10 protein-coding genes are annotated in these 12,276 nt (G+C 59.6%); 2 read left to right on the plus strand and 8 right to left on the minus strand.

Annotation, left to right across the window (positions count from 1 at the left end; all coding sequences use genetic code 11):
- Both MA884_RS26780 and MA884_RS26785 read left to right on the plus strand, forming a co-directional pair.
- Positions 1-529, plus strand: a 529-nt coding sequence (locus tag MA884_RS26780) for a hypothetical protein (RefSeq protein WP_256233320.1), incomplete at its 5' end; no start/stop codon positions are given.
- A 77-nt stretch (positions 530-606) separates the two neighbouring features.
- Complete coding sequence (locus MA884_RS26785) at positions 607-840, plus strand: hypothetical protein (RefSeq protein ID WP_256233321.1); 234 nt, start codon at positions 607-609, stop codon at positions 838-840.
- A gap of 197 nt (positions 841-1,037) precedes the next feature.
- Here MA884_RS26785 and MA884_RS26790 read toward each other — a convergent pair whose 3' ends face one another.
- From MA884_RS26790 to MA884_RS26825, 8 genes are all read right to left on the minus strand, one after another.
- Positions 1,038-2,018: a peptide ABC transporter ATP-binding protein gene (locus MA884_RS26790; protein ID WP_256233322.1), complete on the minus strand. Its 981-nt coding sequence runs from the start codon at positions 2,016-2,018 to the stop codon at positions 1,038-1,040.
- Complete coding sequence (locus MA884_RS26795) at positions 2,018-2,986, minus strand: ABC transporter ATP-binding protein (protein ID WP_256233323.1); 969 nt, start codon at positions 2,984-2,986, stop codon at positions 2,018-2,020. The genes MA884_RS26790 and MA884_RS26795 overlap by 1 nt, the downstream gene beginning before the upstream one ends.
- Positions 2,987-2,996: 10 nt before the next feature.
- Complete coding sequence (locus MA884_RS26800) at positions 2,997-3,908, minus strand: ABC transporter permease subunit (RefSeq protein WP_256233324.1); 912 nt, start codon at positions 3,906-3,908, stop codon at positions 2,997-2,999.
- Positions 3,909-3,918: 10 nt separating this feature from the next.
- Entirely contained in the window at positions 3,919-4,929 is a 1,011-nt protein-coding gene (locus tag MA884_RS26805; protein ID WP_092394196.1) for an ABC transporter permease subunit, read from the minus strand.
- Between the two features lie 74 nt (positions 4,930-5,003).
- On the minus strand, positions 5,004-6,599 hold the full coding sequence (locus MA884_RS26810) for an ABC transporter substrate-binding protein (RefSeq protein ID WP_256233325.1): 1,596 nt from the start codon (positions 6,597-6,599) through the stop codon (positions 5,004-5,006).
- 75 nt (positions 6,600-6,674) lie between these two features.
- Positions 6,675-8,054 (minus strand): OprD family porin, encoded by a 1,380-nt coding sequence (locus MA884_RS26815; protein ID WP_256233326.1) that lies wholly within the window; start codon positions 8,052-8,054, stop codon positions 6,675-6,677.
- Between the two features lie 172 nt (positions 8,055-8,226).
- Positions 8,227-9,828, minus strand: coding sequence for an ABC transporter substrate-binding protein (locus tag MA884_RS26820; protein ID WP_256233327.1), 1,602 nt, complete (start codon positions 9,826-9,828; stop codon positions 8,227-8,229).
- Positions 9,829-10,132: 304 nt separating this feature from the next.
- The gene (locus tag MA884_RS26825) at positions 10,133-11,758 is read right to left on the minus strand and encodes an ABC transporter substrate-binding protein (RefSeq protein ID WP_256233328.1); all 1,626 of its coding nucleotides are present in this window, start codon (positions 11,756-11,758) and stop codon (positions 10,133-10,135) included.
- Positions 11,759-12,276: the final 518 nt, after the last annotated feature.

Here is a 12,276-nt window from a genome sequence, read left to right on the forward strand (position 1 = left end):
ACACTGGAACTTCAGTGGGCAAAAAAAATTGTGTTTGGCACAGATCCGTCTGTGGGAGCAAAGCTTGCTCGCGATAGCGGAGTGTCAGTCGGTCCCAATGCTGCTGACCTACCGCCATCGCGAGCAGGCTCGCTTCCACACTGGAACTTCAGCGGGCAAAAAATTGTGTTCGGCCCAGATTCTTCTGTGGGAGCAAAGCTTGCTCCCGATAGCGGAGTGTCAGTCGGTCCCAATGTTGCTGACCCACCGCCATCGCGAGCAGGCTCGCTTCCACACTGGAACTTCTGCGGGCAAAAAATTGTGTTCGACCCAGATTCCTCTGTGGGAGCAAAGCTTGCTCGCGATAGCGGTGGGTCAGCTTGCGGGGGTGTTGAATGTGCCTTCGCCATCGCGGGCAAGCCTTGCTCCCACAAGGTTTCTGGGGAGGGTTGGTAAGCAAACTCAGTTCATAACCGTTCGGGATAAACGTTATGCGAAACCATTCTGTCAGCGGACGGCATTTCTGCCTGCGCATGGGCGTCTTATCTGAGGAACCGACCGTTCAGAAGCAGCGTTTCCTGAACGTCGTCAGGCTTGGGCTTTAACCAGAGAAAAAAGGAATCGGCTATGAACACATTTCTACGCGCGATGATTTTGCTGAAGGTTTTGCTGATGCTGTCCCTCGGTTCGTCAGCGGCCTGGGCCGAATGCGATGAGCATGAAAAACAAGCGGCGAACGGGCAAGTGGCGCAGGGCGAATGGATGCTCGCCGCCAATGAAGAACAGCAACCCGGCGATCAGGATGATGACGACTCGACGATTGATGACCCTGATGCCGATGATGGTGATAGCCAGACGTAGGGTTCAGACAAAGAAAACCCCTACTGCCCGATCATATATTTGACCGGGCAGCAGGGTTTTTTCATGTTCGCAGATGCATTACCCGTGGCGAGGGAGCTTGCTCCCGCTGGGGCGCGAAGCGGCCCTGTTTTTCAGGACTGCTGCGCAGTCCAGCGGGAGCAAGCTCCCTCGCCACAAGTGCTGTATTGCCTTTTGGTTTACGCCGCGCCGTCGAGAAACTGCTCGGCGTAGTGACACGCCACCTGCCGGTTATCCAGCAAGCGCAGGGTCGGCTCTTCAGTCTGGCACCGCTCGGTCGCATACGGGCAACGCTTATGGAAGGCGCAGCCGGACGGTGGGTCGAGCGGGTTGGGCAGTTCGCCGACGATTTTGATCTTCGGCTTGTTCGGGTCTGGGTGGATGGTCGGTGTGGCCGAGAGCAGTGCCTGGGTGTACGGATGCAGCGGACGGCTGTAGATGGACTCGTTAGGGCCCATTTCCACCGGACGGCCGAGGTACATCACCATCACATCGTCGGCCACGTGTTGCACCACCGCCAGGTTGTGGGAAATGAACACATAGGCGGTGTTGAATTCCTGCTGCAGGTCCATGAACAGGTTCAGCACCTGGGCCTGGATCGACACGTCCAGCGCCGATGTCGGTTCGTCCGCCACCAGCACCTTGGGTTGCAGCATCATCGCGCGGGCCAGGGCGATACGCTGGCGCTGGCCGCCGGAGAACATGTGCGGGTAGCGCTGGTAATGCTCGGGACGCAGGCCCACCTGCTTCATCATCGCCTGGACTTTTTCCCGCCGCTCGGTGGCCGACAGGCTGGTGTTGATGAGCAACGGCTCGGCCAGTTGATCACCGACTTTCTGTCGTGGGTTGAGGGACGCATACGGGCTCTGGAACACCATCTGCACGTCTTTGCGCAACTGCTTGCGTTCGGCCTTGTTCGCGCCGGCCACTTCCTGGCCGGCGATTTTCAGGGAGCCGGTGGACGGTTCCTCGATCAGCGTCAGGGCCCGAGCAAGGGTGGACTTGCCGCAACCGGATTCGCCCACCACGGCCAGGGTCTTGCCAGCTTCCAGTTCGAACGACACGCCGTTGAGGGCGCGCACGGTCGCATGGCCCTTGAACATGCCACGGGACACTTCGTAATGACGGGTCAGGTCACGGGCGGTAAGTACGACGGCCATCACGCCACCTCCTGGTTCAACGGATAGAAGCAGCGGGCGAGGCTGGCGGCTTTCGGGTCAAGGTTGGGGCGCTGCTGACGGCAGTTGTCCTGCACATACGGGCAGCGCGGCGAGAGCAGGCAGCCCTGCGGACGGTCGTAGCGACCGGGGACGATACCCGGCAGCGTCGCCAGGCGCTCGGCGCCCATGCTGTGTTCCGGAATCGCCGCCAGCAGCGCTTCGCTGTACGGGTGGGCCGGGATGTCGAATAGCTCCGGGACCTTGCCCACTTCCACCGCTTGGCCGGCGTACATCACGCACACGCGCTGGGCGGTTTCAGCCACCACGGCCAGGTCATGGGTGATTAATACCAGGCCCATGTCCTGCTCTTTTTGCAGGGCCAGCAGCAGGTCCATGATCTGCGCCTGAATGGTCACGTCGAGGGCGGTGGTCGGTTCGTCGGCGATCAACAGTTTCGGCTCGCCGGCAATGGCCATGGCAATCGCCACACGCTGGCTCATGCCGCCGGACAGTTGGTGCGGGTAGGCGTTCATGCGGCTGGCGGCGCCCGGGATTTCGACTTTCTCCAGCAGTTCGATGGCGCGCTGGCGGGCGGCCTTGCCGGACATCTTCAGGTGCAGGCGCAGCACTTCTTCGATCTGGAAACCCACTGTGTAGCTGGGGTTGAGCGCGGTCATCGGGTCCTGGAAGACCATCGCCAGATCCTTGCCGACGATCTGCCGACGCTGGCGGTTGCTCAGCTTGAGCATGTTCTTGCCGTCGAAGTTCAGCGCGTCGGCGGTGACGATGCCCGGGTGCTCGATCAGGCCCATCAGCGCCATCATGGTCACGGATTTACCCGAGCCCGATTCACCGACGATGGCCAGTACTTCACCTTTTTCCACGGTCAGGTCCAGACCGTCGACCACCGGCACGGCGGTGGCGTCGCCGAAGCGAACGTTGAGATTCTTGATTTCTAGCAGTGACATGGGAATCTCCTCAGGCGGCATTCTTGAGTTTCGGGTCCAGCGCATCGCGCAAACCGTCGCCCATCAGGTTGATTGCCAGCACGCTGAGCAAAATGGTCAAGCCAGGCAGACTCACCACCCACCAGGCGCGTTCGATGTAGTCCCGGGCCGAGGCCAGCATGGTGCCCCACTCCGGGGTTGGCGGCTGCACGCCCAGGCCGAGGAAGCCCAGGGCGGCGGCGTCGAGGATCGCCGAGGAAAAGCTCAAGGTCGCCTGCACGATCAGCGGCGCCATGCAGTTGGGCAGCACGGTGATGAACATCAGGCGCGGCAGGCCGGCACCGGCCAGGCGGGCGGCGGTCACGTAGTCACGGTTGAGCTCGCCCATCACCGCGGCGCGGGTCAGGCGCACGTAGGACGGCAGCGACACGATGGCGATGGCGATCACGGTGTTGATCAGGCCAGGGCCGAGGATGGCGACAATCGCCACGGCCAGCAGCAGCGAGGGCAGGGCCAGCATGATGTCCATCAAACGCATGATGGTCGGGCCGAGCAGACGCGGGAAGAACCCGGCGAACAGCCCCAGCAGAATGCCCGGAATCAGCGACATCACCACCGACGACAAACCGATCAGCAGCGATAGGCGCGAACCCTGGATCAGTCGCGACAGCAAGTCGCGCCCCAGTTCGTCGGTGCCCAGCAGGAACTGGATTTGCCCGCCTTCAAGCCACACCGGCGGCGTCAGCAGGAAGTCGCGGTACTGCTCGCTTGGGTCATGGGGGGCGACCCACGGGGCGAAGAGCGCGCAGAACACGATCAGGGTCATGAACATCAGCCCGGCCACGGCGCCCTTGTTGCGGGAGAACGCATGCCAGAATTCTTTGTACGGGGACGGGTACAGCAGGCTTTGATCGACTGCTACCGAGGTAGTTGGAGTACTCATGGTTTTGATCTCAGCGCTGGTGACGGATACGTGGGTTGGCAAAGCCGTAGAGCACGTCCACGACGAAGTTGACCAGAATCACCAGGCAGGCGATTAACAGGATGCCGTTCTGCACCACGGGATAGTCCCGGGCGCCGATGGCTTCGATCAGCCACTTGCCGATGCCCGGCCAGGAGAAGATCGTTTCGGTCAGGACCGCACCGGCCAGCAGTGTGCCGACTTGCAGGCCGACCACGGTCAGCACCGGGATCAGCGCGTTGCGCAGGCCATGCACGAATACCACTCGCGACGGCGACAGGCCCTTGGCGCGCGCGGTGCGGATGTAGTCTTCGCGCAGCACTTCAAGCATCGAGGAACGGGTCATGCGGGCGATCACCGCCAGCGGAATAGTACCCAGCACGATGGCCGGCAGGATCAGGTGGTGCAGGGCGTCGAGGAACGCGCCTGGCTCATCGGCCAGCAGGGTGTCGATCAGCATGAAGCCGGTTTTCGGCTCGATGTCGTACAACAGGTCGATGCGCCCCGACACCGGCGTCCAGCCCAGGGACACCGAGAAGAACATGATCAGGATCAGGCCCCACCAGAAGATCGGCATCGAATACCCCGCCAGGGAGATGCCCATCACCCCATGGTCGAACAGGGATCCTCGCTTGAGTGCCGCGATCACCCCGGCCAAAAGGCCCAGGATACCGGCGAACAACAGGGCGGCCAGGGACAGTTCCAGGGTCGCGGGAAACAGGGAACTGAACTCGGTCCAGACGCTTTCACGGGTACGCAGCGATTCGCCGAGATCGCCCTGGGCCAGTTTGCCGATGTAGTCCAGGTACTGGGCATACAGCGGTTTGTTCAGGCCAAGGCGTTCCATTGCCTGAGCGTGCATTTCGGGATCGACCCGACGTTCGCCCATCATCACTTCCACGGGGTCGCCGGGGATCATGCGAATCAACGCGAAAGTCAGCAAGGTGATGCCGAAAAACGTGGGGATCAATAATCCCAGTCGGCGGGCAATAAAACTAAACATCTTAAGGTGTACCTCATCAGCCGGTTAGGCGTGCCCGACAGCTCCTGGATAAGAGTTGCCGGGCGTTTTCTTATCTACTTCACCTGGGTGGTGGCGAAGTTATTGGTCGTAAGCGGGCTAATCACATAGCCCTCTACGTTCTTGCGCATTGCGGTAAACATTCGGGTGTGGGCCATGCTGATCCACGGTTGGTCCTGGTTGAAAAGCACCTGGGCCTGTTCATAGAGCTTGGTGCGCTCCTCTGGGTTCACTGTGGCGCGGGCCTGGTCGATCAGCGCCTGGAATTTCTCGTTGCACCAGCGCGCGTAGTTTTCGCCGTTCTTGGCCGCTTCGCAACTGAGCATAGGCGTCAGGAAGTTATCCGGGTCGCCGTTATCGCCCGCCCATCCGGCGGAAACCATGTCGTGCTCGCCGTTCTTGGCGCGCTTGAGCATTTCGCCCCATTCCATCACGCGGATGTCGACCTTGATCCCGACTTTTGCCAGGTCCGCCTGCATCATCTGCGCGCCGAGCATCGGGTTAGGGTTGGTCGGGCCGCCGCCGTTACGGGTGAACAGGGTGAACACGGTGCCTTCCGGTACGCCGGCTTCCTTGAGCAGTTGACGGGCCTTGTCCAGGTCCCGAGGCGGATTTTTCAAATCATGATTGAAGCCCAGCAGCGTTGGTGGGTACGGGTTGACCGCCACGGTGGCGTTGCCCTTGCCGAACAGCGCGTTGACGTAGGCTTCCTTATCGAAGGCCAGGTCGATGGCTTTGCGCACCCGCACATCGCTCATGTATTTGTGGCTGGTGTTCAGGGCGGTGTAGGAGACAGTCATCGCGTCCAGTTCGGCGACCTTCAGGTTGGGATCTTTTTTGATGCTCGGAATATCGTCGGGTTTGGGGTACAGCGCAATCTGGCACTCGTTGGTCTTGAGCTTTTGCATGCGCACGTTGTTGTCGGTGGCGATGGCCAGGATCAGCGCATCAGCCGGTGGCTTGCCACGGAAGTAATCCGGGTTGGCCTTGAAACGAACCTGGGCATCCTTGTTATAGCGCTGGAAAATGAACGGTCCGGTGCCGATCGGCTTGCTGTTGAGGTCGCCGGTCTTGTTTGCCTTGAGCAACTGGTCGGCGTATTCGGCCGGGTAGATCGAGGAAAAGGCCATGGCGACGTCCGCCAGAAACGGCGCTTCGCGACGGGTCAGGCTGAACTTGACGGTGTGCTCGTCGACTTTCTCGACGCTTTTGAGCAGCTCTTTGAAGCCCATGCTTTCAAAGTAGGGGAAGCCTACGCTCGACAGCTTGTGCCATGGATGATTCGGGTCCAGCTGGCGCTGGAAACTCCAGACCACGTCGTCGGCATTCATGTCGCGGGTCGGCTTGAAATAATCGGTGGTGTGGAACTTGACGCCTTTGCGCAGATGAAACGTGTACGTCAGGCCGTCGTCACTGATGTCCCAGGATTCGGCCAGGGCCGGAATCACTTCGGTGGTGCCGGGCTTGAAGTCAGCCAGGCGATTGAAGATGGTTTCTGCCACGGCATCGGCAGTGACTGCAGTCGTGTACTGGACCATGTCGAAGCCTTCCGGGCTGGCTTCTGTGCAAACCACCAGGGGTTTGGCCGTGGCGCCTACGGCGACACTCAGCAACGCAGCGGCGATGGCTGCGCGTAGGGGATTCATGTTCATCGGCAATCCTCTGCAATCGGTTCAATGGCAAAAACCGAACGACCGACCTTGTGAGTCGGCCGTTCGGTGGAGGGTTTAGAGAATGTTGAACGGGATGGTGGTGACCAGGCGGAACTCGTTGAGGCTGCCGTCGGCTTGGTTTTCGCTGGCGCGATGTGTGGTGTAGGTGGCGCGAATCGCGGTGGCCTTGAGTGGGCCACTTTGCACGGCGTAGGAGGCGCCAACACCGTATTCGTAGTGAGTTTCGCCATCCATCTGGGTCAAGTCGCTGTAGCCGGTGCCCTTGTAATGCGTACCATCGATGCCCCAGCCGCGAGCCTGATAGATGTTGAATTTCAGGCCTGGCACGCCGTATTCAGCCATGTTCAGGCCATAGGCGATCTGGAAGGATTTCTCGTTCGGGCCGTTGAAGTCCGACAACAGGGAGTTGGCCAGGTAGATGCCGTTGGTTTCGTGCAGGTAGTCGAAGTACTCGTTACCGTCCACTTCCTGATACGAGAACGTCAGGCTGTGGGCCTGGTGCGTCAGGCCAAACGACAGGGAGTAGGTATTGTTGTCGATATCACCCAGTTTGCTTTTGCCCGAATCCACAGTCCTGTAGTAGTTCAGGCCGGTGGTCAGGCTCAGCACCGAGCTGTCGCCCAATACGTGGCTGGCGCCGAAGTAGTATTGGTTCCACAGGTCTTCGGCCTGGGTGCCCCACAGGCTGGTAGTGAGGCTGGCGAACGGCTGGTAAGAGATACCGGCGGTATTTACATGATCGGCCTCGGCCGAGGAGCTGCCGTATTCGGAGCGGAACTTGGCGAGGCTTTGCTCGGTGCGGGGAGAGTTACGGTCGAAGGTCGCGACGTCGAATGCCAGGTTTTCCAGTTCTTCGCTGTGCAGGCTCACACCCTGGAAGCTCGAAGGCAGGGCCCGGTTGCCGATGACATCGACCATCGGGCTGCTGAAGTTTTGACGACCGGCGGTCAGCGTGGTGTTGGAAACCCGCGCCTTGACGTTCGCCAGGCCCAGTTTGCTCCACTGGTCGACGGCGTCGCCGTCGGAGTGCGCCAGGGTCCGGTTGGAACCGCCCATGATGTCATCGTGATCACCGAGCAACGCGATAGCGTTGTAGGCGGCGACTTCGGTGCTGAAGCCAACGGTGCCCTGGGTGAAGCCGGAGGTGTAGTTCAGGATGGTGCCCTGAACCCAGTTGGTCCGGCGCGAATCGCTGCGTTCAACGCCGTCGCGCGTGTAGCTGAAGGCGCCGCCGCGGCGTTTCAATTCGTTGGAATACCAGTTGCGAGTGCTGCCACTGACCGACTGTCCTTCTACGAAACCGGTGGCTTCGGATTGAGCGCTGGTGGTCTTGACGGTCACCGGATTGAACGCCTGGCTCTGCGATTCTGCGTACGCCGTGGCGGTCACGCTGCTGATGGCCAAGGCCAGTAACGCGGTGCTGCTGAGTTTCATGGGTAAAGCTCCTTTTTCTTTCTTTTTAATGCCGGTCTTTTTTAGTGATACGGCTATCGGTTTTTGCAACTCATCTTGGCTTCGCAAACGTTTGCACTGCGCCTGAACGGTGAATTTCGGCAAGACGTCTGCGTGAGGGCCCCAAATGGGGCCCCGCGGTATGGCTAATCGGTTATGGGTTCAGGCTGACGCCCGAGAACACGCTGCGACCGAAGGGGCTTACCTTGAACCCTTCGACTTTGACGCTCAGCGGCTGGTTGACCGTCGAATGGGCGACAGGGGTGATCGGCACTTGCTGCTTGAGCAACTGCTGGGCCTGTTTGTAGAGCACGGTGCGCTGGTCGCGATCGGTGACGACCTTGGCCTGCTTGATCAGCTTGTCGTATTCCTGATCACACCACATGGAGTAGTTGTTGCCGCCAATGGCATCGCAGCTGTACAGCGTGCCCAGCCAGTTGTCCGGGTCCCCGTTGTCACCGGTCCAGCCGATCAGGCTGACATCGTGCTCGCCGTTCTTGGTGCGCTTGATGTACTCGCCCCATTCGTAGCTGACGATCTTCACCTTCAGACCGATCTTCGCCCAGTCGGCCTGAAGCATTTCGGCCATCAGCTTGGCGTTGGGGTTGTACGGGCGTTGTACCGGCATGGCCCAAAGTGTGATTTCGGTGCCTTCCTTGACCCCGGCAGCCTTGAGCAGCTCCTTGGCTTTTTCCGGGTTGTAGGGGGTGTCCTTGATCGTGTCGTCGTAGGACCACTGGGTCGGCGGCATGGCGTTGACCGCCAGTTGCCCCGCACCCTGGTACACGGCGTTGAGGATGCTCTGCTTGTTCACCGCCATGTCCAGCGCCCGGCGCACTTCGACCTGGTCGAACGGTTTGTGACGGGTGTTATAGGCGATGTAGCCGAGGTTGAAACCCGGTTTCTCGATCAGTTGCAGTTTCGGGTCGTTTTTCAAGGCCGGCACATCGGCCGGACGCGGGTGCAGGGTGACCTGGCATTCGTTGGCCTTGAGTTTCTGCACCCGTACCGAGGCATCGGTGTTGATGGAGAAAATCAGGTTTTTCAGCTTGACCCGTTCCGGCGCCCAGTACTGCTGGTTGGCGACGTAGCGGATGTTGGAGTCTTTCTGGTAGCTCTTGAACTCGAACGGCCCGGTGCCGATCGGCTTCTGGTTGATGTCGCTGGGCTTGCCGGTCTTGAGCAACTGATCGGCGTATTCGGCCGACAGGATCGCGGCGAAGCTCATGGCGATGTTCTGGATGAACGCGGCGTCCACGCTGTTGAGCGTCATGACCACGGTCAACGGCCCGGTGGCCTCGACCTTGGCGATGTTCTTGTTCAGGCTCATGCCGTTGAAGTACGGAAACTCGGTCGGGTAGGCCTTGCGGAAGGGCTGCTGCGGGTCAAGCATGCGGTTGAAGGTGAACAGCACGTCGTCGGCGTTGAAATCCCGGGTCGACGTGAAGTAATCGGTGGTATGAAACTTCACCCCTTCACGCAGGTGAAAGGTGTATTTCAGGCCGTCTTCGGAAATGTCCCAGCTAGTCGCCAGGCCAGGTACGACGTTGGTCGCGCCTTTTTCGAATTCGGCCAGGCGGTTGTACAGCGGTTCGGCGGCATCGTTGTCAGTGGCGGTGGTGTATTGCGCAGTGTCGAAACCGGCGGGGCTGCCTTCGGAACAGAACACCAGGCTGCCGCTGGCGGCCTGGGCCATGGAGGTGGCGGCCAGCAGGCCGGTGCCCAGCAATGCGGATAAAACCAAGGTATGGCGCATGGCGCTCCCTCTCTCTATGGGGTGTTTAACAGTGACCGGCGCCCTTGCAGGACATGTCCGGGCACTGAGTTCAATCCATTGCAAACAGCGATGCCGCAGGGCCAGCAGATCGACCTGGCTCCCGACGGTATGGGCCGCGGGCCAGGCAGTAAATGCGTAACGCCTGAAAGACTTGTGGGAAAAGGCGATACGTCCTAAACCAACTGCTGTGGTACGCAGTGCTTTTGGATGTAGGCGTTTTCCTGAGTCTTGGTCTCGGCAGATAAAGCAACGGCGCCGTCAGAAACGCCGCCGTTGCCTACCTTTATTTGCTGACGCTGACGCCGTAGAAGGAGTTCAAGCCAAACGGGCTGATCTTGAAGTCCTGCACGTTGTTGCGCATGGGTTGATACACCGTCGAGTGAGCGACAGGTGTCATTGGCACAGCATCTTTGAGGATGTGTTGCGCCTGTTTGTACAGTTCGGTGCGCTTGGCCTGGTCGGTGGTGCGCTTGGCTTGCTTGACGGTGTCGTCAAATTTCTTGTCGCACCATTTGGAGAAGTTGTTGCCGGCCAGGGAGTCGCAGCCGAACAGCACGTTGAGCCAGTTGTCCGGGTCACCGTTGTCACCGCTCCAGCCAATGATCATCGCCTGGTTCTCGCCACCCTTGGAACGCTTGATGTACTCGCCCCATTCGTAGCTGACGATGTTGACGTTCAGGCCGATCTTCTTCCAGTCGGACTGCAGCATTTCAGCCATCAGCTTGGCGTTCGGGTTGTACGGACGCTGCACCGGCATCGCCCACAGAGTGAGGTTGGTGCCTTCCTTGACGCCGGCTTCCTTGAGCAGCGCCTTGGCTTTCTCAGGGTCGTACTTGGCGTCCTTGATGGTGGTGTCGTAGGACCATTGGGTTGGCGGCATGGCGTTGACCGCCAGTTGGCCAGCGCCCTGGTAGACCGAATCGATGATCTGTGGCTTGTTGACCGACATGTCCAGCGCCTGGCGAACTTTCAGGTCAGCCAGAATGTTCGGCTCGTTGCTGCCCTTGATCTTGTCCATCACGTTGTAAGCGATGTAGCCCAGGTTGAAACCCGCCTGGTCAGGCATCTTCAGTGCCTTGTCTTCCTTCAGCGCCTTGAGGTCGGCGGGGCGTGGGAAGAGGGTGATCTGGCACTCGTTCTTCTTCAGCTTCTGGATACGTACCGACGGGTCGGTGGTGATGGCGAAGATCAGGTTGTCGATCTTCACGTCTTCAGGCTTCCAGTAGTCCTTGTTCCCGGTGTAGCGGATGTTGGAGTCTTTCTGGTAGCTCTTGAACACGAACGGGCCGGTGCCGACCGGTTTCTGGTTGATGTCGGAAGCCCTGCCTTCCTTGAGCAGTTGAGCCGCGTACTCGGCGGACTGGATCGAGGCGAAGCTCATGGCCATGTTCTGGATGAACGCGGCGTCAACATCCTTGAGGGTGAACTTGACGGTGTGGTCGTCGACTTTATCGATCTGGGTGATGTTGGTGTCCATCCCCATGTCGGTGAAGTACGGGAATTCGGTCGGATAGGCCTTACGGAACGGGTCATCCTTGCTGATCATACGATTGAAGGTGAACAGCACGTCGTCGGCGTTGAATTCACGTGTCGGCTTGAAATACGGGGTGGTGTGGAACTTGACGCCTTCACGCAGGTGGAAGGTGTAGGTGAGGCCGTCTTCGGAAATGTCCCACTTGGTTGCCAGGCCAGGAATCACAGCGGTGCCGCCGCGTTCGAACTGGGTCAGGCGGTTGAACATGGTTTCTGCAGAGGCGTCGAAGTCGGTTCCGGTGGTGTACTGACCAGGGTCAAAACCGGCCGGGCTCCCTTCGGAGCAGAACACCAGGTTAGTCGCCGCATGGGCGAAAGGTGCGCTGGCTAATAAGCCTGCGCTGACTAAAAACGGAATGACCGCTTGTTTAAGCATGTTGGCCTCATGATTTGTTGTCATTTTTGGATTTGAGGGCGACCTCGTGAGTCGACCTGCGGATACTTATGCAGGCCCCATACCCAATGCAAGATCCAGAGCCGTTACAAGCCTGAAACAGTGGCACGGACGTACCTTAATGTCGCATCTGTGTAACTTCTGACGCATTTGATCGTTTGCGTGGGCGTTTTTCGCTGCAATGGTGCTCCTTGCCGGTGCGTCGGCAAGGCGTCTGCGCACCGGGTTGGGGCAGGTATTACCTCTTGAAACCCGTGAGGTAGAGCGGTGCAACCAAAGTGTCTTGGCGTGTTTAGCTAGGCGGTTTTTGTGTGTATTGCGGGCGACTGTATTTGGCCGCTTACCTGTGGGAGCAAAGCTTGCTCGCGAGGCGGCCTGACAGCCGGCCTGGGTTTTGTTGACTGGGTACATATCCGTTGCTGCGGTAACGGCGGCTTATGGTTCCGCCCTGACGGCGGGTCACTTTCGAAAATCCGGAAGCCGGCCCAGGCGAAAGTAAC

This window comes from Pseudomonas sp. Q11 (assembly GCF_024494355.1).
Taxonomy (GTDB): domain Bacteria; phylum Pseudomonadota; class Gammaproteobacteria; order Pseudomonadales; family Pseudomonadaceae; genus Aquipseudomonas; species Aquipseudomonas hefeiensis.

Bases quoted from the DNA above. Each gene is read 5' to 3' on its own strand.
- MA884_RS26785 (WP_256233321.1), top strand. From the start codon at position 607: ATGAACACATTTCTACGCGCGATGATTTTGCTGAAGGTTTTGCTGATG.
- MA884_RS26790 (WP_256233322.1), bottom strand. From the start codon at position 2,018: ATGGCCGTCGTACTTACCGCCCGTGACCTGACCCGTCATTACGAAGTG.
- MA884_RS26795 (WP_256233323.1), bottom strand. From the start codon at position 2,986: ATGTCACTGCTAGAAATCAAGAATCTCAACGTTCGCTTCGGCGACGCC.
- MA884_RS26800 (WP_256233324.1), bottom strand. From the start codon at position 3,908: ATGAGTACTCCAACTACCTCGGTAGCAGTCGATCAAAGCCTGCTGTAC.
- MA884_RS26805 (WP_092394196.1), bottom strand. From the start codon at position 4,929: ATGTTTAGTTTTATTGCCCGCCGACTGGGATTATTGATCCCCACGTTT.
- MA884_RS26810 (WP_256233325.1), bottom strand. From the start codon at position 6,599: ATGAACATGAATCCCCTACGCGCAGCCATCGCCGCTGCGTTGCTGAGT.
- MA884_RS26815 (WP_256233326.1), bottom strand. From the start codon at position 8,054: ATGAAACTCAGCAGCACCGCGTTACTGGCCTTGGCCATCAGCAGCGTG.
- MA884_RS26820 (WP_256233327.1), bottom strand. From the start codon at position 9,828: ATGCGCCATACCTTGGTTTTATCCGCATTGCTGGGCACCGGCCTGCTG.
- MA884_RS26825 (WP_256233328.1), bottom strand. From the start codon at position 11,758: ATGCTTAAACAAGCGGTCATTCCGTTTTTAGTCAGCGCAGGCTTATTA.